The organism is Deinococcus radiophilus (assembly GCF_020889625.1).
GTDB lineage: Bacteria > Deinococcota > Deinococci > Deinococcales > Deinococcaceae > Deinococcus > Deinococcus radiophilus.
In genome coordinates, this window is sequence record NZ_CP086380.1 from 674,727 (window position 1) to 698,083 (window position 23,357).

The window sequence follows — 23,357 nt, forward strand, 5'->3', positions numbered from 1 at the left end:
CCTGGAAAAAGGGATGAGCTGAGGCAGCCGGGTGAAACAGCCCGGAGGGGAAGAGGCAGCCATGCAGCGATATGTCCCAGCATAGAGTGCTGCTTCTACCCCTGATTTGTACTTACCTTAAAGTTCTGAAAAGGCCTGACGCGCCGCTTGCAAGGTGGTTTGCAGCTCGGCGTCCCCGTGTGCGGCACTCACAAAGATGCTCTCGAACTGGCTCGGCGCCCAGTATATCCCCTGAGCTAACATGGCCTGAAACCAGCGGGCAAAAGCCTGAGTGTCGCTGTGCGCCGCCTGCTGGTAGGTGGTGACACTGCCGTGTGGCGCATCCTGAAAGAATACGGTCAGCATGGACCCGATCTGATTGACCGATACAGGCACACCTGCCGCCTGGGCCGCATCCTTCAGACCGTCGGCCAGGGCCGTGGTATAGGTTTCTAATCGCCCGTACAGCTCTGGCTGGTCTTGCAGCTCACTTAAGGTTGCCAGTCCGGCGGCCATCGCCAGTGGATTACCGCTTAGTGTCCCCGCCTGGTATACCGGGCCGCTAGGAGACACGAAGTCCATCACCTCAGCGCGGCCCCCGTAAGCGCCGACCGGCAGGCCGCCACCGATGATCTTGCCCCAGCAGATCAGGTCTGGCTGAATGCCCAGGCGACCACAGGCCCCTTGCAGTGACAGCCGGAATCCGGTCATTACTTCGTCGGCAACCAGTAAGGTGCCTTGATCCTTGACCCGGTGCAGCGCGGCCAGGAAATCAGCGCTGGGGACCAAGACGCCCGCGTTGCCCACCACGGGTTCAAAAATCACCGCCGCGATTTCATGGCCGCGCCCCTGCATCAGTGTGTCCAAAGCAGCAGGGTCGTTGTACTCGCTGACCAAAGTAAGGGCAGCGTATTCCTCTGGTACTCCAGCACTGCTGGGAGCGGCGCTGCCGAGCTGCCCGGCTGCCGTGGTCATCAGCCCGCTGCCAGCCTCAACCAACAGACCGTCGGCGTGGCCGTGGTAGTTGCCGCGAAACTTGACGATGTATTTACGGCCTGTAAAGCCGCGGGCCAATCGTAGGGCGCTCATGGTGGCCTCGGTTCCACTGTTCACGAAGCGCACCCGCTCCACGCCGCTGCTACGGGTCAGCTCGACCACTTTTTCAGCCAGCAGAACTTCGCGTTCATTCGGGGCACCGAACGACGTCCCGCCCTGCAGTGCTTCGGCAATGGCTTGGTGCACCCTGGGATGGTTATGGCCCAGAATCATTGGACCCCAGGACCCGATATAGTCCAGCAGCCGCTTTCCATCGGCATTGGTCAGGTAAGCGCCGTTGGCCTGCGCAATGAAGTGGGGATGGCCGCCCACGCTCCCGAAGGCGCGCACGGGGCTGTTCACACCGCCGGGCGTCACCACCTTGGCCCGCGAAAAAAGTTGTTCTGAAATGGGATTGGCTTGGACCGTCATGGGGCGCAGTCTAGAGCAGCGCAGAAAATGGAATGTCCTGCTGACGCGGTGACAAGTCAGGGAGAGCAGCACAAAAAATCCCCGCCACCAGGCGGGGAAGACATATGGCAGGGTCAGCTTAGAACTTGCGTTCGTTGGATTTGTCGCTGTTGCCCTTGTTGTCGGCTACGCCACCCTCGCGGCTGTAGGGCCACTCAGGCTTGCTGTCCTTATTGGCCTGCGCCGTATCACTGGCTTCTTTGGCCGTATCTTTGACATCCTTGGCGACCTGATCGGCCTTGTCCTTGGCTTGGTCAGCTTTCTGCTGAGCAGCGTCCTTGACCTCTTCGGCCTTGACCTGAGCGGCGTCCTTCAGGTCCTCAGCTTTCGCTTTGGCGCCTTCGGTGCCCTTGGCGACTGCTTTCTTCGCATCGTCGGCAGCATCTTCGGCTTTACCCTTCAGCTCTTCGCCTTTGGTCTTGGCCTGATCGGCCAGGTCAGCAGCCTTGTCCTGGGCGTCAGCGACGGCGTCTTGAGCATCGGCCTTGAGCTGCTTACCTGCGGCCTGCACATCGGCCTGGTTGTCTTTGGCAGTGTCGGCCACGTCCTTGGCGGCAGTTGCAGCGGCGTCCTTCACGTTGGCGACTTTCTCGCTCAGGGTGCCACCTCCGGCGGCAGCTTGCTTGGTCTGTTCCCAGCCCTTAGCCACGCTGGAACCCAGTTCGTCTACCGTGTCCTTGAGGCCCAGTTCGGCCAATTTAGCGTCAATGGCACGGCGGTTCTGTTCGCGCGTCAGCAGGTAAATGCCTGCACCCAGCACCACCCCGAACACCACCAGGCTGCCAAAAGAAGAATCGTTATCGCGGTTACGGCGTCTGTCGTATCGTCCCATGCTCACAATTTACGGGAGTCATCTCATGAAGACATGAGCGGGGCTTATGCACCCTTTCAATGTTGGGTGGACTTGGTTCTAGCGGCCCTGAGTAAATTCACGCAGTTTCAGGCGGCTGACCAGTTCAGGAGCCAAAATCCACTCTTCAGGTTCTTCGGTACCCTGCACTGTCACGAGGGCGTAGCCCCGGTCAGCGTAAAAAGCTTTGATCTCACGCCATGCACTTTCCTCATCCTGGGCCCCTTCCAGTTCCAGATCGCCGTAGGTATCCCACAGTTCGCCGTCCACCTCGGCGCTGAGCAGTGCTTCGGCGTAGGCACTTAGGCCGTAAGCGTCCAGCGGCTGCGCTTCCTTGGGGCGGTCCTCTGGGGACAGCGCAGCGGGGCCGTCTGGCAGGTCGCACAGCGAATCCAGCCAGTCTTGCCAGGCAGAGGCGGTCAAAACCAGATGTTCGGCGCTGTCGGAATGATCGGTCATGTGGGTCAGCATAGCCGGGCTGACTGCCTTTATGTGTGCTTGTTTTCCTGGGTGCCGGGCGGACAAAGTCCGTAAACTGGGCAGCATATGGCACGCAAGGCGCAAAGAACACAGCAATTTGGCAGAGGTCTGGTGGTGCTGTCACTCAGCGCCCTGCTGGGCCTGATGCCCGCCGCGCTAGACACGGGTTGGTCGTCCGCGCAGGCCCAATCGGGCGGCGGCTTCGGTGGGAGCAGCAGCGGCGGTTTCTCTGGCGGAGGTGGCGGTGGCTTCTCCGGGGGTGGTTACTCAGGCGGTGGCTATTCGGGTGGAGGGTACTCCGGCGGTGGTGGCTTTTTCCCTGTCCCGATGGGCGGCCCGGTCATTATCGGTGGCGGTGGCGGTGGCGGCAGCATCATCGGTCTGGTGATGTTCGGCATGGTCATGATGATGGTGATGGGGTCAATGCAGCGGGCCATGCGCGGTGGCGGTGCACGTGGCCTCTCGAGTGGTGGGATGGAAGATATAGGTGCGCGCGCCGTGTTGGTGCAGGTGGCGCTGACCCACGGCGATGAAGTCAAGGCGGCCCTGCAAGATGTAGCGCGGCGCGGCGACCCCGATAGCGACGAGGGCCTGGCCCGCATGATTCAAGAAGCGGCGCTGGTCGTGTTGCGCCAGCGTGCCCGCTGGACCTATGGCCGGGTGGCCGTGGCCGGGGGTGGTCCCCGTGAGATTGAGGGACAGGTGGGCGCCTGGGCCACGCAGGCCCGCGCGGCCTTTACTCAGCAGACCACCAGCCACTATCAGGACAATCTGGACAGCTCAGCTTTCCGGCAGGACACCGGTTACACCTATGAACGCGAGCCAGGTGATCTCTATTTGGTCGTGACCATCGCTGTGGCGGCCCACGCTTTCCCGGAGCTGGGTCAGACTGAAATGCCCAACGCCCGTGAGCTGGAAGCTGTCTTGCAAGGGATCAGCGGCGTATCGGGCCGCAACCTGATTCGCGGCGAAGTGATCTGGAGTCCCGATGCCGAGGGTGAATTCCTCAGCGAAGACGAAACCATCATGAAATATGGTGAACTGAGTAAGATCTGAGACCATACCCCAGATGTAAACAAGGACCAGAACAGCAATCTCGCTCTTCTGGTCTTTTGAATTCGGGACTTAGTGTGTCGTGGCTGGCAAAGGCTCAGGGTGAGGGTGGGGCATAGCTTGGCGCTCGGGCAGCCAGCGGCGGAGCAGTTTGGGCACCGCGCCACCTGCGAACAGGACCAGCACGGCGTAGCGTAGGGCGGTCATGCCACTCAGGGCTTTCAGGCTGGCGGGCAACAGCAAGGACAGCGCAAGGTACAGGCCCAGCACCAGGGCCAGTCCGATGAGCGCCACCGCCAACCGTCCCGCCCAGTCACGCGGCGGAGTGTAGTTCAGGCGCAGGGCCCAGAAGCCAGCCAGGATACCCAGGCTGGCGGGCAGCTCACGGGGAGTCCAGTTGGGGAGCAGCAGGCTGGCCAGCAGCAGTGCCGCTGGCACGCCCCAGCGCCAGACCTGATCTGCCGGAAGATGCCAGCGCTGGGTCCCAGCCAGTGCGGCAAAGCCCAGACCCAGAACCAGTCCGACCAGCACGTCGGCGGGATAGTGGACTCCCAGTGCCAGACGTGAGTAGGCGATCAGCCCTAGCATAAGGACAGCCACCCCCCAGAAGTAGGGATGGCGCAGCTGGGCCGCCATGCCCGCCCAGAGGGTGCTGCTCATCTGAGCGTGGCCACTGGGAAAGCTGGGGCCGCCCGCTGTCGCTTGGGCTGCTGTGCTGGCCTGCCCAGCAGCCGCGAAAGGCCGCGCCACATCAAACCCGTATTTCAGGGCGCTGTTGACCAGGTAGGACAGCGCGAACACGATGCCCAGCTGCCGCGCCCGCTGCGGGTTCACCAGCCAGGTATAGAGGGTCAGTACGGCGATAAAGACCTCGTCGCGGCCCAGATTGGTGATGGCCAGCCAGAGCGGTTCGGTGGCGAGGGGGGTAAATGTCGTGGCGTCCACGGTCATGGGGGCAGTTTAGCCTGAGGTGGCGCCGCCCAGAGCCGCAATACACATCAGCTTTGTCAGTTCAGGAAGGCTTCAGCAGGAGGGATCACAGACTGTCACTCCTCTGGTTTTCTGTGTCCCTTACAGCGGGAGCCAGATACGGACCTGGGTGCCATAGCCAGCCAGGCTCTCTACTTCCAGCGTGCCGCCAGCCAGTGCGGCACGTTCGCGCAGGCCCAGCAGGCCCAGATGCCCCTGAGCGGACAGGGCCTGCGCTGCAGCGGGGTCAAAGCCCTGGCCGTCGTCACTGACCGTGGTGTGGATGCCCTGGGCCGAAAAAGTCACTCGCACTGCCGCCGACGCTGCCCCAGCGTGCTTGTCCACATTGGTGAGTGCCTCGCCCACCAGTCGGAAAAGGGTGACTTCCTGCACCGAGCTCAGGCGGATTTCGTCGCCACTGACCTCCAGTCGCGCTGGAGTCCGCGCCTGGGCACAGAGCCATTCCAGTGCTGGCAGCAAGCCCAGGTCATCCAGCACACTGGGCCGCAGGTGCCGGGCAAAGCGGCGTACACCGGCCGCAATCTCGCTCAGTTCATCGGCCAGAGCTGTGATATCCGGTGCGGCCTGAGGAGCCTGTTTCTCCAGACGCAGCAGCTTACGGCGGGCGGCCACCAGCAGCTGCGCTGTCTCATCGTGCAGCTCGCGGGAAATACGGCGGCGCTCTTCTTCCTGGGCCTGGGTATATAGGCTGAGAAAGGTCCGCAGCTCGTCGCGCCGCAGGGCCACCGCTTCCAGCTCCTGCCCGCGCTGGCTGATCTGCCCCAGCAGGCGGTAGTGCTCGCTGAGGTCACGGGCCATGATCAGCAGACCGCCCGTGCCCCCAGAGAGCAGCCCCAGTTGCACTTCCAGGCGCTGCTCACCTACCGTAACCTCGGTGCGAATGGGAGATTTGCTGCCTGCCGGTCCACGGACCTGAGCGGCCAATCCCTGCCAGAGTGCTTGCTGATCGGCATCGGCAGCCCAGGTGAGCAGTGAAGCGTCTGGCGGAAGGGTTCCGCCCCGTTCTCCGGTCAAAAGGGTGCGGGCCGCGGGGTTGGCATACAGGATCCGGCCCAGCGGGTCGGTGGTCAGGATCGCGTCGTGGCTGCTTTCGGCCAGCTGACGGTAGCTCGCCTCCGAGCGGGCCAGCGCTACAGCCAACTGCTGGCGGCTGAGACGGTCGGCCAGGTGTTCGCACAGCCGTCGGGAGAGTCGCAAGGTGGCCTGAGGTGGAGGGTCTGTTCCCGGATCATCGGCATACAGCCAGCCCAGCACGTCTGCACCGTGACGCAACGGAGCCAGCAAGGCACTGCCGGCCCCGGCCATCACCCAGCGGGGCGGCAGCGGGCGGGGGCCCCGGCCCAACTGACCGGTCAGGGTGTCCAACTCATCTGGCAGGGCAGAGGGAAAGCCCACGCCGACGGTGGCTGTGCCCGCTATGTGCAGCAGGCCGCGCCCAGCTCCCAGTGTTTCGACCATCATGCGGAGCACCTGGGTCAGATCGTGGCGGGTCAGGCCGTGTTCTAGCCGCCCCGAAATGCCCAGCAGTGCTCCAGCCTCGCGTTCCCGCTCCTGGCCTTCACCGAACAGCAGGGCGTTGTCTATCGCCAGTCCGCCTTGTACCGCCAGTGCATCAGCCAGTTGGAGGTCGGCACTGTCCAGGGTCAGCGGTGCCGTGAAATACAGCGTCAACACACCAAATGGACCTTGGCGGGTGGTCAGCGGAAGGCCCAGCACACCGCGAAAAGGATAGGTTCCCGCGGCCAGCAGCGCGCGGGTATGCCGACTGGCAGCGGGCATACCTGAAGCTGGAAAGTCGTGGCACTCGCACCGCTGACCCTCGGCAAAGGCGCGGCCCGTGACACCGCTGCCGGGCCGCACCCGCACCCGCAAGACCCAGTCACTCGGCAGATTCAGCGCCGAGTGAATACTGAGGGTTCGCCCGCCTGGGTCAGCGGTATACAGCGCGGCGGCATCCGCACCCAGTAGCGCTGCGCAGCGCTGGAGCAATTCGGCCAGCGTATCGGCCAGGTGCAGTTTGCCTGAAAGGGCCTGTCCCAATTCACGTAGGACGCTTTCGCTGCGTTGCTGGCGGGTGGCTTCGGCAAAGCGGTGAGCACTGCCCAGGGCCAATCCGGCCTGCTCGGCCAGTTCCAGCAAAAGGGCCGCGTCACCATTCCTCAGCGCTTCGGGACGGTCCGAGTCGGCGTACAGCACGCCCAGTGGTTGGCCGCGCACCCGCAGAGGCGCGATCAATGCCACCTGCGGGGCCAGGTCCGACAGCCCCCGGCCCAGCGGCGTGCCTTCGTCGTGGGTGGCGCGGTAGGTGATGACCTCGCCGCGCTCCATCAGAGCAGCGTAGGACACTGGACCCACGCCCATGTGCTGCGGACCGCTGCCTACAAAGCCCGTGCTCCAGATTTCGCTCAGGTGCCCCCGGTTCAGTTGGCCTGGCTCTGTGGCCGCTGGGGACGGAGTCAGCAAGCCAGCGAACGCTCGCCCGAAACCCAGGGCCTGCGCCGCCACCTCTGCTACAGCCGCCAGAATCTGACCATGTTCCAGACTGCCGTCCATGCGCCGGACCAGCAGGTCTACCGCTGCGGCCACCCGGCCCTGGCCCGCCTGCTGTTCGCGGGCCAGGGCCGCTTCCAGGGCCAGTCCCAGTGTCTGTGCCAGAGCGGGCCACTCCTGTGCCAGACCCTCTCTGCCCGCCACGATCTCCAAGACGCCGAACGCGTAGGGCCGTTGCCCGAACGGTAGGGTGCAGACCAGCCCCTCATGTTGTGGTTCGCTCAGGGTGCGGCGCACCTGTTGCTGACTGGAGAGGGTCAGGCCGTGACCTAGCTCGGCGCGGCGTTCCAGCCCCGCGGGGCCTTCGGTCCACACCCCAGCACCATGCGCGGCAGCCCATTCGCAGGCCCATGCTGCCAGCACCCCCGCAAATTCATTGGCCGAGGTCTGGGAGAGGAGGTCTGGTGGTAAGGCCTGTGTCAAGACCGAGGCCCCTACAGCCCCTGCGGGTCAATCCAGCCGCGCCGGATGCCGGCCAGGACAGCCTCGGTTCGGCTGCCAACATTCAGCTTGGAAAAGACGTTGCCCAAGTGCACCTGGACCGTGCGTGGCGAGATGCCCAGGGTGCGAGCAATCTCCTTGTTACTGCCACCCGCTGCAGCGGCCCGCAGCACTTCCAGTTCACGCGGGCTGAGGTCTTCGGTGAGGTCCATTTCGGCGGGGGCATCGGCACTAAAGCGGGCCATCACCCGCCGGGCAATGCTGGGGGCCAGTACGCTTTCTCCAGCAGCCACAGCCCGCACCGCCCGGATCAGTTCTTCCTCAGAGGCTTCCTTGAGCAGGTAGCCGGCGGCTCCAGCTTCTAGTGCAGCGAAGACATATGCGTCATCGTCGTAGCTGCTCAGGACCAGCACGGAGACTCGGCCCTGCGCGGCTTTGATCTGCCGGGTGGCTTCTACACCCGTCATATCCGGCATGGACAGGTCCATCACAATCAGGTCGGGGGACAGTGTGGCGGCCAGGGCCACGGCCTCGGTGCCGCTGCCTGCTTCGCCCAGCACCTGCAGACCGGGTTCGGCTTCCAGCAGTTCACGGGTGCCTTTGCGGACCACGGGATGATCGTCGGCCAGCAGCAGTGTGATGGGCCGGGGGGAAACAGCGGACATTTGCTTAGTTTACGCTGTGGGTTATCCGGGGCAGTGCCTCAGAAAAAGAGGCGTACTTGTCAGCGCTTTTCTGGCAGGCGTGATGCAGCGCCCCTAGAGATCACGGCCCGGAGAGGGGCTGGCAGCGGCTCGGATGCTGTGTCAGCTCCAAAGTTGCCCGCACATAAGTTTCTGGGTTGGGTTGCGGCATTTGCTCGCAGCTGGTCGGTGAGGGCTTCAGCCGACAGGGGGCGGCTGAGGGCAAACCCTTGCCCCAGCTCAAAGCCCATGGCGCACACGGCGTCCACATGCTCTTGGGTTTCCAGGCCCTCAGCAGTCAGGTCCAGGCTGTACAGGTAACTCAGGTCCAGCACCGCCTCGGACACCAGATGCGAGAACTCGTCCTCGGCGGGTAGATCCTGAATCAGCGAGCGGTCCAGCTTGATACCGGTCAGCTGCATGGACCGCAGCCGCGCCAGATTCGAGTAGCCAGCTCCGAAATCGTCGATGCTCAGGCTCACACCCTGGCTACACAGTTCAGACAAGTTGACCTGTACGCGGTCGTTTTCGTACAGCTGGGCGGTTTCGGTCAATTCCAGCTCCAGGCGTTCGGAAGGAAAACCTGTACGGCTCAATATACTGGCCACATCTACCGCAAAGTCCGGCTGGCACAGTTGGGTGGCGCTGACATTCACACTGAGGGTAATGGGCCAGGCGAGTGCCTCGCGGCAGGCCCGCTCAAGTGCCCACAGCCCCAGGTGCGGGAGCTGACCCGTTTGCTCGGCCACACGGATGAACTCCTGGGGCACTATGAGGCCCATTTCGGCGTGCTGCCAGCGCAGTAGGGCTTCCACTTTGGCGATTTTCCCAGTCAGCAGGTTGAAGATGGGCTGATACTTCAGATAAAAGCCTTCTTCGCCCGGTTGGCGGCTCTGACCCAGGACGCGGGCCAACTGCTGGAAACGCTCGGTCTGCAGGTCCTGATCTTCGCGGTAAGCCTTCACGCGCCCCCGGCCACTGCGCTTGACCGAATACATGGCGCTGTCGGCGTGCCGCAGCAAGGCCTGTGGCGTCTGGCCGTCGTCCGGAAAGCGGCTGATGCCCACGCTCAGGCCCACCCGCACACCTACATCCTGATCGGGATGCTCGGTCAGGTCGCGCTGAAAGCTGCGGGCCAGGGCTTCAGCATGCTCGGTGCCGAAGCCTGGGGCCAGCACCACGAATTCGTCGCCGCTGATCCGGAAAGCGCGCGCTCCCCGCTGCTCGCCGCGCATCAGTGCTTGCGCCACCCCACGCAGTACCTGATCACCTGCCGCGTGGCCCAGCGTGTCATTGATGACCTTGAAGGAATCCACGTCAATCACCAGCAGAGAAAAGGGCGTGGCTCCAGGCCGGGTCATGTCCGATAATTCGCGTTCCAGGGCCAGGCGGTTGGGCAACTCGGTCAGGAGGTCACGGTAGGCGAGCGCTGCGAGCGCTTGCCGCTCACCCTGGGCGAACTTCAGCCGCTCTAGGCGCTGTAGTGAGAAGCGCAACATGAGAAAAGCCGTGAGGGATGAAATCAGGAGTTGCAGCAGATTGGCGACCAGGCTGTTGTTCCAGCCCAGATGGTAGGTCCAGTAACTGCCTCCTAGTACCATGACAACCATCAGGCCAATCAGGGTGGCGTACAGCACAGGTTGAAGGCTACGCAGGCTGCCGGTGGCAAGAAGTGTCCAGACTAAGACGGTTGGGAACCAGATCAGCGTTTCGGTCAGTTCGCGCTGCACCGTCTGTATCGGTTGCAGGGTGAACAGCAGTAGCCCCAGTTGCACCAACAGCCACACCACCGACCCACGTAAGAACAATTCGATGATGTTCTGTTTCTGCCGCCAATCGGTTTGGGTCATCAAAATGGTAAGCACCAGCCCAGCGATCATGATCAGGTTGAGTGCGCGGTCATACGTGACATCCCAGGCATCACCCGTTTCCAGAAACCAAATGCTCACGGTGGCAGCGAGAATGGTCAGGCTGCCCTGAGTCAGCGATGTGATCCAGCCGGATTGCCACTCCGGCCCTTCAGCTTCCAGAGTGGTAGACAGTATGTCTTCGGCAGGGGGCAGCACTGACATCAGAGTTCACCCTAAGTGGGCACACCTCACCGAATGATGACAGTGAAGAATGAAGACCTATCCTGAGTTGTCGGCTGATAGTCGTCGAGAATCAAAATTCAGCGTCAATGGCCAGCGCGGTAGGCATCAGTGCCGAGAATTCCTCCGCGCGGATCTCATATACGCCCAGCCGGGCGATATGGTCGTTCTGAATCTGAGCGTCCAGCACGGTGAAGCCCTGAGCGTGCAGGTGTTCTGCCAGCCGGACAAGCGCCACCTTGGAGGCGTCGGTGACACGGTGAAACTTGCTTTCGGCAAAAAAGACTCCGCCCAGCGCAATGCCCATTACGCCTCCGGCCAGCTGCCCATTCTGCCACACCTCGAAAGAATGACTCAGGCCCGCCAGGTGTAGCTGCTCATACACTTCCACCATCGCGTCGCTGATCCACTCGCCGTCCTCACGTTGGGGACTCCCTGGCAAGCGGCCCCGGCAGCCGTCCAGCACGTCCAAGTAAGCCGAATTGCGCCTGACCTCAAAGCGCCCCAGCTGGCGGCGCAGCCGCCGGGGCACGTGCAGGCCCTCAGCCTCGGTCAGTGGAACCAGCGCACGAGTATCCACCGTGTACCACTGCGGCCCAGCATCCATATCCATCAGAAAGCCGCCCTGGGCGTAGCCTGCCGCCACCGCCGAGACGACGGCGTCGGGGTGATTTAAGAACGTCAGCGCGGTAGGCATTTCAGCAGCCTACGCCCTGCGGCGACGGGCGCGGACGCTCTGCTCGGAATCCAGCATCCGCCCCAGGGCCTGCTCGGAGCGGGTCAGGCCCTCAAGGGCGGCGGGCACGCGCCCGGCACGCGGCTCATAATCGTCCAGCACCTTGCCTTCCAGGTAACGGTCAAAAATCACCGGGCAGATGTAATGCTCGCGGGTCACGGCGGGCGTGTTGCCCAGGTCGTCGGCCACTGTCCGGACACATTCCAGCAGCACTTTTTTGGTGGCCTTGTCGCCCTCCACCGCCCCGTATTCCGCCAGGAATTCGGCGGCCAGCAGGGTGCCGCCCCAGGTCCGGAAGTCCTTGGCGGTAAAGGGTCCGATCTGCTCGCGCAGGTAGGCGTTCAGCTCGGCCGCCTTGATGCGGCGCTTGGTGCCCTCATCCACCGTCTGGAACAGGTGCTGGCCCGGCAACTCCAGCAGCTTTTCGATGTTGCCCGCAATGGTCCGGTCCACCACCGCCTTGCTCTGCTGAATGCCGTGTTTGCCCTTGAAATTGAAAGTCACGGTGCTGCCTTCTACGCTCACGTGGCGCTTGCGCAGAGTGCTGAGGCCATAGGTCTTGTTGGCGCGCGCGTAGGTGTCGCTGCCCACCCGGAAGTGGGCGATGTGCAGCAGGCGGGTCATCAGGGCCAGCACTTTACGCGGCGGCAGCTCGGCGCGGCGCAGGTCTGCCGTGGTCAGGGAGCGCAGATCGGCCAGCGTGCCTGCGAAACGCGAGAGCCGCTGCCACTTTTTCAGCGCCCGCCCCTGCACGAAATCGGCGTGGTAACGGTACTGTAGCCGCCCCGCCGCATCACGCCCAAACGCCTGCAACTCGGCGTCGGCATCGGGGGAGACGTAGACGTCCTGATAGCCCGGCGGCACCGCCAGCGCGGCGATGCGGGCGATGCCTGCTTTGTCGGTATAACGTTTTCCGTCAGGCCAGAAATAACGGAACTTGCCCGGTTCATTGCCGGTGCGGCGCAGGTATTCGTCTTGCAGGGCTTCGGTGCGGCTGGGCATGCGTCAAAGTCTACGGGGCGCAGGGGCGCAGGATGGACAAGGGGGGCGCGGAAAACGTTTATCCTTCGCCTCTCCCCGCCGCGCTGCTCCGATTACTGCGGCAGCCGCTGATCCACCCAGCGGGCCGGGTCCACCGCCTCGCCGCGCAGCCGCATTTCGAGGTGCAGGTGCGGCCCCGTCGAGTAGCCGGTGGACCCGACTTCACCGACCTTCTGGCCCCGGCTCACGCTTTGGCCCACCGAGACGTCAATTTTGGAGAGGTGAAAGTACAGGCTGAGCAGCCCGGCCCCGTGGTCAATCACGACCAGGCCGCCACGCACCGGATAGGTGGCGGCCAGCACGACCCGGCCCAGGTTCACGGCCTGTACGCGGGTGCCCTTGGGGGCCGAGTAGTCCATGCCGTAGTGGTAATTGATCTTGGCGCCTGCCGTCTCGCGCCGGGGCTGCCCGAAGCCCGACGAGCGCCGCCCGCCCGCGATGGCCTGGGCGAACGGCTCGGTCCAGGCGGGTGGGGTGCGCAGTTCGTAAGCTTTTTCCACGGCGGCGGTTTCGGCGGCGCGGCCTGGGTCTTGCAGCACGGCGGCAATAGAAGCTGGCATGTTGAGGTTCTGCACCGGCTGGCCGAGTGGCCCCACCGGGAACTGCCCACCTGCGCTCACGCCGTCCAACTCCAGCTCGTAGCGCACCGGCGCCGTTTGCCCCAGCACCACCCGGCCCAGCACCACCCAGGCCCCACCGATTTGCACGGGGCTCAGCCATTCATTGGGGCGGCGCACGTCTTCATTCAGCTCGGATGGGAAACGGACCCGCACCCGACTGGCATTGTCCCCGCTCAGGCGCAGCACGAAGGGGTCACCCTCCTTGACCCGCGCCGGGGTCTGCACCTGCACGCCGCTTAAGCTGGCGACGGTCGGGGCGCTCGTTGCTGCTGGAGTTGCTGCCGCGCCCGGCAGTTGCAGCACCTGACCCACTTCCAGTGCATCTGTATTTAGGCCATTGGCGGCGCGCAGGTCGGCCACGGTGGTTCCGCTTCGCTGGGCGATGCCCCACAGCGTATCCCCGCGGACCACGGTATAGGTGGCCGCCAGCGACGACGGAAACAGCATGAGGGCCAGCAGGGGGGCAAGCTTGTTCATGCGGGCCAGTGTACCGGGCGTGCATGAAGGCGGGCTGACCGCTCTGGTCGGGATGTAAAGGCACGTTCTGCCAGGGTCCTGAGCTTTACAGTTGTCAGGGAGTGAAGACATGACCACAAATGAGACGCAGGGCTTGGGGAGCGCAGGGTGCCCTATCGGATTCGGGTGGGCGCTGCTGCCACTGCTTCTGATGATGCTGGCAATGGGCGTGGGCGTGATCGTGCTGGGGGTAGATGCCCACCTGCTGCTGGTGCTGGGCACGGTGGCCGCCGCGCTGGTGGCCTGGCGGCACGGCTACCGCTGGGGTGACATCGAAGAAATGATGTACCGGGGCATTCGCCTCGCGCTGCCCGCTGTCATCATCATCATGCTGATCGGGATGCTGATCGGGTCATGGATCGGGGGCGGCGTGGTCGCCACCATGATTTCGGCCTGAATATCGTCAGTCCCAGTTTTTTTCTGGTGGCCTGCTGCCTGCTGTGCGCGGTGGTGTCGCTGGCCATCGGCAGTTCGTGGTCCACGATGGGCACGGTGGGCGTGGCCTGCATGGGTATCGGCGCGGCGCTGAATATGCCGCTGCCGATGGTTGCGGGCGCAGTGATTTCCGGCGCGTATTTCGGAGACAAGATGTCGCCGCTGAGCGACACCACCATTCTTGCGTCGGGCCTGACGCACACCAACCTGTTTGAACACATCCGCCACATGGTCTACACCATCCTGCCGGGCCTGCTGATCGCACTGGGCGTGTACCTGTACCTGGGGCGCACGGCCAGTGGAACTGCTGACCTGGCCGACATCGCCGCGACCCAGGCTGGGGTGGCGCAGGCCTTTACGGTGTCGCCCTGGCTGCTGCTGGTCCCGCTGCTGCTGATTGCCCTGGTGCTGCGCCGCGTGCCTGCCGTTCCGTCGCTGGTGCTGGCGACCCTGGCGGGGCTGGCCTGTCAGGTGTTCGTGCAGGGCGTCAGCCTGAGCGACGCGCTGGGCACACTGCAAAACGGCTACGTCCTTGAAAGCGGCAATGAGGCGCTGGACAGCCTGTTCACACGCGGCGGCCTGCAGGGCATGATGTACACCGTTTCACTGGTCCTGATCGCGATGACGTTTGGGGGCATCCTGGAGTATTCGGGCATGTTGCGGGCCATCGTGGAGCGCATCCTGGCGGCGGCCCGCACCACGGGCAGCCTGATCGCCGCTGCGGTCTCGTCGGCCCTTTTGATCAACGTGGCCTGCGCCGAGCAGTATGTGGCGCTGGTGGTCCCCGCCCGCATGTACGTGCGCGGCTTTGTGGAACGGGGGCTGGCCACCAAGAACCTGTCACGCTCGCTGGAAGACGGCGGCACGCTGACCAGCGTGCTGGTTCCCTGGAATACCTGCGCGGTCTTTGCGCTGGGTGCGCTGGGCGTGTCGGCCTGGGAATATGCCCCCTACGCCGTGCTGAACTACACCGTGCCGCTGATCGGCATCCTGTACGGCATGACCGGTACCTTCATCACCCGCCTGACCGCCGCGGAGGCGCAGGCCTACCGGCGCACGTATCTGGATGAAGGGCAGGGGGCAGGCGCAACGTAAAGGAAGGTCGCGCCGAGCTGCTGGACCTGTATGGGCAACTGACTGACAAGGTGCTGGCCCTAGAAGGCGAACGGCGGCCCGGCGCGTCCCGCTACCTGCTGAGCTTGACGATGGTTTCGCTGGAGGGCATGGAGCCTGACTGTGTCCTGGCCGCTATCTTGGAGCCATGACCGAACGCTGCGAGTGGCTGGGAGCAGTCCAGCCGAGTCTGGATAGGGTGACTGTGCAGCGGGTGGACCGCGCCGCCTTGGGCGTGTATGGCGGCTGCACCGAGGCGGGTGCCCATAAGAATGAAGACGCGGCCCTGCTCTGGGAGAATGCCGAGGAGGGCTGGACCTTCGCCGCCGTGCTGGACGCCCACGGCTCAGCCCAGAGTGCGCGGGCAGTGCTGGACCTGCTGGCAGGCGAATTTGACGCCATCTCTGCGCTGCTGAAACAGGCGGCTGCCCCAGCTTTCGCAGCCCTGGAAGCCCATCTGCTGAAGATGTTGGGTGGTTCCAGTTTTCAGCAGGTCTGCGCGGACTTGAGTGGGGAAACCGCGCTGTTGTGCGTGGCGCAGCGTGACAACTTCCTGTGGTGGTTCTCAGTAGGAGACTGTGCCCTCTACCTGCTGCACCCGGACCTGATGGGCTTGGGCCAGTATGCGCTGACCCAGCGGCACTTCTTTCAGTGGATCGGCGAGGTCAATACCTTTGCTCAGGCCTGTGCTGCCTACTCCAGCGGACGCTTTATGTTGCGGCCCGGCCAAAACGATATTGTGCTGCTGACCGATGGGGTGCTGGAATTCGGTACACGTCCTTTTGAGGACCCGGCGCAGTTGGCGGCGACAGTCTATGAGGCCGAGTCGGCGGAGGGAGGGGTTCGCCACTTGCTGGCGGCTGTTCAGCAGGGCCAGGGCCGGGACAGCTTCACGGTTGTTGGCTGGCGGGTGGAGAACTCGCACGCAGCCATGCAGCCCTCAGCCTGAGGTGGATTTACCTGGGCCAAAGGCCGTGAGCCATGCAGCGGCAGACATTCCCGTAAGGCACGCCCCATGCCCCTCACTCCAGCGTGTCAGACTGGGGCGTGCCAGGAAAAATACTAGGCGCCCTGGTGGCGGCCATCGGTGGCTTGACTTTCGTGTTGGTAAATGCAGGCGGCCTCCCGGACCCCTGGCCCTGGCTGCTGCAGGGGCTGAGCGTGCTGGTGTTCATCTGGACCCTGCTGCGGCTGCGGCAGCCTGGGGCGCTGCCCTCAGGCCAGCGCCCGGATGCCCGCAGTTGGCGCACCTATATGGTTAGCGTGGGCCTGATGCTGCTGGCGTTTCCGCTGGGGGCCAGGCTACTGAACATGTATGACTTCGCTGAACTGGTTGTGCTGTGGATCGTTCTGGTGGTGGGCCTGCACTTTTTCCCGTTTGCCCAGGCGTTCGGGACGCCGGTGTTCCGGAACGTGGCCGCCAGTCTGGTGGCCGCTGCACTGGTAGGGATGGGCCTGGCCCTGCTGGGCGTAGCGTGGGGGCCAGCAGCGGGAGCGGTGGCCGCCGGGTTCGCCCTCCTGGGGTACAGTGGCGGGCTGGGTCAGCGGGCGGCGCAGCCCGCCTAAATCACCTCCCGGAACGCCACGCTCTGGCTGCGGTTTTGCAGCTCGCTTCTCAGGTATTGCAGCCGGGGATGTTCCAGCCGGGGATCGTGGCTGAGGATGTGCTTGGCCAGGGCGCGGGCCTGCTCGATCACCTCGGCGTCGCCCGCGAGGTCACCCAGGCGCAGATCCGGGATGCCGCTTTGCCGGGTGCCGCGAATCTCGCCGGGGCCGCGCAGCTTGAGGTCGGCCTCCGCGATCACAAAGCCGTCGGTGCTGCCCTCGATGATTCGCAGGCGCTGCTCCGTTTTCTTGCTCATTTCACCGGAGATCAGCACGCAGTAGCTTTTGGCGCTGCCGCGTCCCACCCGCCCGCGCAGCTGGTGCAGCTGACTGAGGCCGAAGCGCTCGGCGTTCTCGATCACCATCACGCTGGCGTTGGGCACGTCCACACCCACCTCGATCACGGTGGTGCTGACCAGCAAGTCAAATTCGTGGGCGCGGAACGATCCCATGATCTCGTCCTTTTCAGCGGCGCTCATCTTGCCGTGCAGGATGCCGATCCGGGCTTCAGGCAGCATTTCGGTCAGATTCTCGGCCAGGTCGGTGGCGGCCAGCAGCTCCAGGTTCTCGTTTTCTTCGATGAGGGCCGTGACCACATAGGCCTGCCGCCCCTCGCGGATTTGCCCCATCACAAAGCCGTAGGCCTGGGCGCGGTAACCGTCCTGAATCAGTTTGGTTTCTACCGGCGTGCGGCCCGGTGGCAGCTCGTCAATCACGCTCAGTTCCAGATCACCGTAGGCCGTCAGTGCCAGGCTGCGCGGAATAGGCGTGGCCGACATGACCAGCACGTCGGGTCGGCTGGCAAGAAGTTTTCGCCGCTGCATCACCCCGAAGCGGTGTTCCTCGTCAATGACGGCCAGGCCCAGGTGGTCGAACTGCACGTTTTCCTGAATCAGGGCCTGGGTGCCCACCACGATATCCACCTCGCCCAGGGCAATCCGCTCCTGCATCGCCAGCTTGGTCTTGGGCGTCATCGCGCCGATCAAGAGGCCCACCCGCACGTCCAACGGCCCTAAATAACTGACCAGATTGGTGTAGTGCTGCCGCGCCAGGATTTCGGTGGGGGCCATCAGCGCCCCCTGGTAGCCGTCGCGCACCGCCAGGTAGAGGGCGCAGGCCGCCACCGCCGTCTTGCCGGAGCCCACGTCACCCTGCACCAGCCGCGCCATCTGACGGTCAGAGCGCATTTCCTCCACAATCTCGCCCAGCACCCGCCGCTGCGCCCCGGTAAAGCGGAACGGCAGCGCCGCCTCAAAACGGTCAATGTCCTCCGGGTGGGCCTCGAAGCGCTTGCCCTGCAACACGGCGTCCTCGCCCTGGAGCAACATTCGCAGTTCCAGAAACAGGTACTCGTCAAAGCGCAGCCGGCCCATCGCCCGCGAGAGGTGCGCCTCGTCCACTGGGAAATGGATGCCCTGGAGCGCATCGGCCAGCGTGGTCAGGCCATACTCGCGCCGCCAGTGAGCGGGCAGATAGTCGTCCAGCGGAGCCGCGGCCAGTGCCCGGTGCGCCGCCCGGCGCAAGAAGTCCTGGCTGATGCCTTCTTTGGCGTCGTATACGCCCACGATGCGCCCGGTGCTGAGGCTATCTGCGGCACTGTCTACCGTTTCCAGATGCTCGGCGGCAATCTGGGCGGTGCGCCCGAATTTTTTCACCCGCCCGGTCACGATCACCTTGAGGCCTTCGCGCAGCTGCCGCTCCAGCCAGGGCTGATTGAACCAGCTGGCCCTCACCCGGTTGCCGCCCTCGGTTTCCAGGGTGGCTTCCAAAATGGTCATGCGCGGTTTGGGGGTGCGCTTGAAGCGGCTGACCACCACGCCCTGCACCGTCACTTTCTGGCCCTCGTCCACGTTCATCAGCGAGGGCAGCGCCCGGCGGTCCTCGTGGCGGTGTGGATAGTAGTGCAACAGGTCGCGCAGCTGCATCAGCCCCAGCTGCCGCAGCTTGCGCTCGCCGCCGCGCCCGGTGTCTAGCTCGGCCAGCGGGGTGTCAATGGGCAGAGAAGGGGCCAGGCTCTGGCTTTCGGTTTTGACGGCCGGGGGCTGAGCTTGCTGCAGGCCCTCGGCGCTTCGCTTCTTGCTTTCCACCTTCCGCTTTTTGCCCGCAGCCTTTTCTCCCAGCATTCCCAGTGCTTCGTTCAGTGCCCGCTCGCGCTCAGGCTCGCTCCAGCCCGCGTAGCCGTCCAGCCGTTCGCGGATCTGCGGAAAGGGGTTCGCCAGTGGCCCCGCCAGCAGCCCTTCCAGCCCACCGGCCACCACCCGGTTGCGACACCCGGAGCGCAGTTCCAGGGTCAGGGGTTTACTGAGGCGTTCGGCGAGTTCAGCGACGGTGGGCACGCAAAAGAGGCTAGCAGAGCAGGCGGCCACGGAAGGTGCTCCGCCACCCGGCAGGACCGTTAGAATCGGGCCTGGCAGGGCGGGGCCCGCCAGCGTGCTTTTTATGTCTCAGACTTTTCTCCGGTCCATCTGCACCTTTGCGGTCCAGCACGGTCATGATCCCAATGACCTGGAGCTGTGGGCCGAGATTTTTTCAGGTTGGTACCTCGAATATCTGCCCGACGATCCGGCCAGCCGCGACGCTGCCGAGGTCATTGAGCTGGTCCGCCAGGAGGACCGGGAAGAGGTACGCGGCGGAGCGCTGGTCTTCGCCCGCTGGCCGCAAAGTACCCGCGCCGTGCTGGCGCTGGTGAACCTCTCGTATGACCGGCGGCTGGTCACGGTGCGTATTTTCGGTGAGCAGCTGACCGAGGTGCAGCAGCAGGCCGAAACCATCACCGCCCGGATGCTGCTGGATCCGGCCCTGACAGTTGGGGCTGGAACCCGCGTCAATATTGCGCTGGACGTGAACGGCAAGCGCATTGAGCTGACCAGTGGGCGCGTGCGTGGTCGGCGCGGTGGGGCGCTGCGGTCCTTTTACGAAATCAACAAGTACCCGCTGACAGTGACGCTGGTGGTGCTGCTGCTGGCGCTTGGGTACGTGATCGTGACAGTGCCGCAGCACCAATACGACACAGTGGGCAAGCTGTACGACCTGTCTGGCCGCTTGCTGTCGGCGGTGATGTTCAACTCGCTGTTGTTGCTGTCGCAGTTCGTATATTTTGCCCGCCACCGTCAGGTCATTGAGTGGGAGCGGGCGTAACAGATAAGAGTCTGAGGATGGCTACGTTACGGGCTGATCAACGGTTGGGCCACTGGCCCTTCACAGTCCCAGCCGCTGCAGATAATCCTCTGCCGTCTCCCAGAGCCTGAGTGCCAGACCGTCGTCCAGGGCAATCGGGGCTGGGTCGGTCGGTTTGGACTTGGCCCAGTAGGTGCCGCTCACAGGCGTCTGTGGGGTACTGGCCAGATACACGCTGGTCTGAGCGCCTTCCTCCGGTGAAATGGCTCCCAGGTCCACCAGCGCCCACAGCCGTGCCTGCAAGGTGGCGTTGTTGGCGTTGAATCCAGTGCGGACCACTCCCGGATGCACCGCTGCCGAGCCTAGCCAACGCTCACGGCGGGCCAGTTCGCGGGCCAACAGCACGTTCGCCAGTTTGGAGGCGTTGTAGGCGGGCCAGGCGCTGTAACCCCGTTTCATTTCGGGGTCGCTCAGGTCCAGCCGGGCCATGCGGTGCGCGTCCGAAGCCAGGGTAATGATGCGTGGGTCGTCTGACTGGCGGAGCGCTGGCAGCAGCTCCCGCGTCAGTAAAAAGGGCGAGAGCACGTTCAGCGCCCAGGTCATCTCAATCCCTTCACGGGTCTCCTGCCGAGGGTCGAAGATACCGCCAGCATTGTTGATCAGTACGTCAATCCGGCCTTCTTGGTCCCGGATCTCGCTGGCGACCTGGGCCACCTGGTGCAATTCGCTCAGGTCGGCGCGGTAGGTGGCAGCGGCCCCGGTTTCTTGCTGCGCGGCAGCCAGTTTTTCAGGATTGCGTCCCAGCAACAGGACACGCTGGCCCCGGCGTACCAATTCGGCGGCAGTGGCCAGGCCGATGCCTTCGGTGGCTCCGGTGATCAGCGTGGTGGGGCCTTCGGACGGGCGGCGGGCCGGTTCGGTCATGGGAACAGGATAAAGCGCCAGTGGCACGTTGATGGTTGACAGAGCCGCCTTCTATGACAGCAGGGGCCCACTCGATCACGCTCACCGTTATCCTGTGTCTCGCTATGCGTTCTCCCGACTTCCAGACCCTGCGCCTCACCACAGTTGGTCTAGGTATCGGCGTATTGCTGGCCAGCCTATTGACGCTGGTGGGCTACAGCGGCTTTGGCCTGCCCTTGCTGTTGTTGCTGGCGCTGCTGGGTTTGGGACTGACGCTCTGGTCCCCTGGCCGCCGGGTGCTGTGGGGCCTCCTGGGGAGCGTGGCTCTGCTGTACGGAGCCGCTCTGTTTACGCCGTTGGTTTCGTGGGCGTTGGATCAACTCACTGAGGCCCAGGCTCCTGCAGCCGCTGACGCGATCATCGTGCTGGGCGGCGGCCTGAACTGCGCCGAGGCCACGCCCAAGGTTGCCAGTGCTGCCCGACTGGCGCGGGGTGTGGACCTCTGGCGGACGGGATATGCGGATACGCTGGTCCTTAGTGCTCAGTCGGACGCACTGACCCCGGCAGGCTGCCCACGCCTGAATGACCTGCTGAGCAAACAATTGAATGACTGGTTCGATACACCACCTGAACTCCTCATCTTGCAGAACGTCACCGATACTGCCGATGAGGCCCGCCAGGCCGCAGAGCTGGAAGATCAGCACGGCTGGCAGCGGGTGCTCCTCGTGACTAGTCCCTCTCACTCGGCCCGTGCCGCTGACCTGTTCCGCTCACAACTGGATGCCGAAGTGTTGAGTGTCCCCGCCGAGGAATGGCGTTTTTCGCTGTCCGGCGAGACGGCTTATGACCGTCTGGTGGGCCTCAATGTGGTGATTTATGAGGTACTGTCACGCGCCAAAGCCTGGGCGCTGCGATGATGCGGCATGCACCAGGCAGCGCTAGGCGAACATTATCTGACCGACGCCCGGCAGCGGATGCGGGCGCTGCGTGACGTGGGGGAGCGGACCCTGACCCAGTTGCCGGAAAGCAGACAGCACCATACCGCGCGGCGCAAGTGCCGAGGACAACCGCCAGATGCAGCAGCGCAGGCAAATCAGGGCAGAAGCTGAGGCCGAGGGGCACTGAAGGATTTTGTCCGTGCTTATAAAAAACCCTCCACGCTGGGGGAGGGAAATTCAATAAGCACAGCAGGTAGGCTTCAGCCCGCGCTGCCGCGTTCGCGGACCACGCCCGCCAGCCGTTCGGCCACGTCCATGATCTCGGCGTGGTCGGGGCCTTCGACCATCACGCGGATCAGGTTTTCGGTGCCGCTGGGCCGCAGGTTCACGCGTCCGCGTCCCGACAGCGCTGCTTCGGCTTCGCTTACAGCAGCCTGTACGCGCCCGTCGCCTGCAATGGCTTTTTTATCAGCTACAGGCACGTTGATCAGGGTCTGGGGGAACATCACCAGGTCATCGTGCAGAGCGTCCAAGGTGGTGTTCAGGGTTTTCATACTGGCGAGGGTGAGCAGCGCCGTCAGCACGCCATCTCCGGTAGGGGAAACGTCCAGAAACAGCACATGGCCGCTCTGCTCGCCGCCCAGGTCCAGGCCCTTAGATTTCAGGCGTTCGTGCACGTAGCGGTCACCTACGGCCGTACGCTCCAGCGCGATGCCTTCGCTGCGGAGCCTGACTTCCAGCGCCATGTTGGTCATGATGGTGGCCACCACAGACTCTTCCTTGCGGGCGCGGGCGTTCAGCAGCAACATATGGTCCCCGTGAATGACATTGCCGCGCGAGTCCACGAACAGGGCACGGTCGGCGTCCCCATCAAAGGCAATGCCCAGGTCGTAGTCGCCCTCGGCCACGATCAGGCGCAGGTGATCCATGTGGGTGCTGCCGCAGCCCCGGTTGATGTTGCGGCCATCCGGCGTGGTGTAGATGGCGAATACGTCGGCCCCGGCAGCCTGAAAGACCTTCGGGGCGATGCGGTAGGCAGCCCCGTTCGCACAGTCCAGCGCGATCTTGAGGCCGCTCAGGTCGGGCGCGTACTGCCGCAAGAAGTTGAGGTAGATACGCTCGGCCTCAGTGTAGTTGGTCACGCTGCCCAGGTCGGTTCCGGTGATTGGCGGCAGGCTGCCCACCTCATCAATCATCCCCTCGATTTCCAGCTCGGTGGCGTCCAGCAGCTTTTCGCCGTCGAACCCAAAGAACTTGATGCCGTTGTCAGCCGCCGGGTTGTGCGAGGCGCTGATGACCACACCAGCGGTGGCATCCAGGCGGCGGGTCAGGTAGCTCACGCCAGGCGTGGGCAGTACACCCAGGTGAATTACACCTACGCCCCGGCTGGTCAAGCCAGCGGCCAAGGCAGCTTCGAGCATGTCGCCGCTCTGGCGGGTATCCTTACCGATCACCACACTGGCGCGGCCCCCGGCCTGGCGCTTGAGCACCTCACCGGCAGCAGCGCCCAGTTTCATGACCCAATCGGCCGTCAGTGGAGCCTGTCCAGCCACCGAGCGCACTCCGTCGGTGCCGAAATACTTGCGTTCACTCATGCGGGCCATGATAGGCCATTAAGTGCAGCAGGGCGCAGGAGGATGGCACATGGCAGGCCATCCGGGGATTTGGGGAAGGCCACTGTGACTTTGAGACAGACAAGTGCATTTTCCAG

At 64.1% G+C, this 23,357-nt stretch carries 21 protein-coding genes; 8 read left to right on the forward strand and 13 right to left on the reverse strand.

The features are described 5' to 3' along the window. Window positions 1-117 precede the first annotated feature (117 nt). From hemL to LMT64_RS03575, 3 genes are all read right to left on the reverse strand, one after another. Entirely contained in the window at window positions 118-1,446 is a 1,329-nt protein-coding gene (hemL, locus tag LMT64_RS03565; protein ID WP_126352211.1) for a glutamate-1-semialdehyde 2,1-aminomutase, read from the reverse strand. Between the two features lie 118 nt (window positions 1,447-1,564). Next, on the reverse strand, window positions 1,565-2,317 hold the full coding sequence (locus LMT64_RS03570) for a desiccation-associated late embryogenesis abundant protein (protein ID WP_126352210.1): 753 nt from the start codon (window positions 2,315-2,317) through the stop codon (window positions 1,565-1,567). A 78-nt stretch (window positions 2,318-2,395) separates the two neighbouring features. Further along, on the reverse strand, window positions 2,396-2,794 hold the full coding sequence (locus LMT64_RS03575) for a hypothetical protein (protein WP_126352209.1): 399 nt from the start codon (window positions 2,792-2,794) through the stop codon (window positions 2,396-2,398). Window positions 2,795-2,881: 87 nt separating this feature from the next. On the opposite strand from LMT64_RS03575, the gene LMT64_RS14185 reads away from it, so the two are divergent. Next, window positions 2,882-3,871: a DUF1517 domain-containing protein gene (locus tag LMT64_RS14185; RefSeq protein WP_126352208.1), complete on the forward strand. Its 990-nt coding sequence runs from the start codon at window positions 2,882-2,884 to the stop codon at window positions 3,869-3,871. A gap of 69 nt (window positions 3,872-3,940) precedes the next feature. Here LMT64_RS14185 and LMT64_RS03585 read toward each other — a convergent pair whose 3' ends face one another. The 7 genes from LMT64_RS03585 to LMT64_RS03615 form a co-directional block, all read right to left on the reverse strand. Then, a complete protein-coding gene (locus LMT64_RS03585) occupies window positions 3,941-4,819 on the reverse strand; it encodes a phosphatase PAP2 family protein (RefSeq protein WP_126352207.1) in 879 nt (292 codons plus the stop codon). 120 nt (window positions 4,820-4,939) lie between these two features. Further along, the gene (locus LMT64_RS03590; protein ID WP_229253365.1) at window positions 4,940-7,831 is read right to left on the reverse strand and encodes a GAF domain-containing protein; all 2,892 of its coding nucleotides are present in this window, start codon (window positions 7,829-7,831) and stop codon (window positions 4,940-4,942) included. Between the two features lie 11 nt (window positions 7,832-7,842). Further along, window positions 7,843-8,514 carry a response regulator gene (locus LMT64_RS03595; RefSeq protein WP_126352206.1) on the reverse strand — a complete coding sequence of 224 codons (672 nt, stop codon included), beginning with the start codon at window positions 8,512-8,514 and terminating at the stop codon, window positions 7,843-7,845. 59 nt (window positions 8,515-8,573) lie between these two features. After that, a complete protein-coding gene (locus LMT64_RS03600; RefSeq protein ID WP_126352205.1) occupies window positions 8,574-10,604 on the reverse strand; it encodes a putative bifunctional diguanylate cyclase/phosphodiesterase in 2,031 nt (676 codons plus the stop codon). A 91-nt stretch (window positions 10,605-10,695) separates the two neighbouring features. Beyond that, entirely contained in the window at window positions 10,696-11,319 is a 624-nt protein-coding gene (aat, locus tag LMT64_RS03605) for a leucyl/phenylalanyl-tRNA--protein transferase (RefSeq protein WP_126352204.1), read from the reverse strand. 9 nt (window positions 11,320-11,328) lie between these two features. Continuing rightward, window positions 11,329-12,360 (reverse strand): DNA topoisomerase IB, encoded by a 1,032-nt coding sequence (locus tag LMT64_RS03610; RefSeq protein ID WP_126352203.1) that lies wholly within the window; start codon window positions 12,358-12,360, stop codon window positions 11,329-11,331. Between the two features lie 92 nt (window positions 12,361-12,452). Then, window positions 12,453-13,496 (reverse strand): M23 family metallopeptidase, encoded by a 1,044-nt coding sequence (locus LMT64_RS03615; RefSeq protein WP_126352202.1) that lies wholly within the window; start codon window positions 13,494-13,496, stop codon window positions 12,453-12,455. Between the two features lie 109 nt (window positions 13,497-13,605). Between LMT64_RS03615 and LMT64_RS03620 the strand changes: the two genes are divergently transcribed. From LMT64_RS03620 to LMT64_RS03635, 4 genes are all read left to right on the forward strand, one after another. Next, entirely contained in the window at window positions 13,606-13,932 is a 327-nt protein-coding gene (locus LMT64_RS03620) for a hypothetical protein (RefSeq protein WP_211334184.1), read from the forward strand. Further along, window positions 13,890-15,065 (forward strand): Na+/H+ antiporter NhaC family protein, encoded by a 1,176-nt coding sequence (locus tag LMT64_RS03625; protein WP_211334183.1) that lies wholly within the window; start codon window positions 13,890-13,892, stop codon window positions 15,063-15,065. The genes LMT64_RS03620 and LMT64_RS03625 overlap by 43 nt, the downstream gene beginning before the upstream one ends. A 166-nt stretch (window positions 15,066-15,231) precedes the next feature. After that, entirely contained in the window at window positions 15,232-16,032 is an 801-nt protein-coding gene (locus LMT64_RS03630) for a protein phosphatase 2C domain-containing protein (RefSeq protein ID WP_126352201.1), read from the forward strand. A gap of 98 nt (window positions 16,033-16,130) precedes the next feature. Beyond that, window positions 16,131-16,649: a hypothetical protein gene (locus LMT64_RS03635; protein ID WP_126352200.1), complete on the forward strand. Its 519-nt coding sequence runs from the start codon at window positions 16,131-16,133 to the stop codon at window positions 16,647-16,649. Here LMT64_RS03635 and recG read toward each other — a convergent pair. Continuing rightward, window positions 16,646-19,024: an ATP-dependent DNA helicase RecG gene (gene recG, locus LMT64_RS03640; protein ID WP_229253366.1), complete on the reverse strand. Its 2,379-nt coding sequence runs from the start codon at window positions 19,022-19,024 to the stop codon at window positions 16,646-16,648. The two genes, LMT64_RS03635 and recG, sit on opposite strands and share 4 nt — an antisense overlap. Before the next feature lie 103 nt (window positions 19,025-19,127). Here recG and LMT64_RS03645 point away from each other — a divergent pair, with 103 nt between their 5' ends. Beyond that, a complete protein-coding gene (locus LMT64_RS03645; RefSeq protein ID WP_126352198.1) occupies window positions 19,128-19,826 on the forward strand; it encodes a hypothetical protein in 699 nt (232 codons plus the stop codon). A gap of 60 nt (window positions 19,827-19,886) precedes the next feature. Here the strand turns inward: LMT64_RS03645 and LMT64_RS03650 are convergent, their stop codons facing one another. After that, on the reverse strand, window positions 19,887-20,729 hold the full coding sequence (locus tag LMT64_RS03650) for an SDR family oxidoreductase (protein ID WP_126352197.1): 843 nt from the start codon (window positions 20,727-20,729) through the stop codon (window positions 19,887-19,889). Between the two features lie 104 nt (window positions 20,730-20,833). On the opposite strand from LMT64_RS03650, the gene LMT64_RS03655 reads away from it, so the two are divergent. Beyond that, complete coding sequence (locus LMT64_RS03655) at window positions 20,834-21,625, forward strand: YdcF family protein (protein WP_170165984.1); 792 nt, start codon at window positions 20,834-20,836, stop codon at window positions 21,623-21,625. Between the two features lie 6 nt (window positions 21,626-21,631). Next, entirely contained in the window at window positions 21,632-21,817 is a 186-nt protein-coding gene (locus LMT64_RS03660; protein WP_126352195.1) for a DinB family protein, read from the forward strand. An 89-nt stretch (window positions 21,818-21,906) separates the two neighbouring features. Here LMT64_RS03660 and glmM read toward each other — a convergent pair whose 3' ends face one another. Next, the gene (gene glmM / locus LMT64_RS03665; RefSeq protein ID WP_126352194.1) at window positions 21,907-23,241 is read right to left on the reverse strand and encodes a phosphoglucosamine mutase; all 1,335 of its coding nucleotides are present in this window, start codon (window positions 23,239-23,241) and stop codon (window positions 21,907-21,909) included. Between the last annotated feature and the right edge of the window lie 116 nt (window positions 23,242-23,357).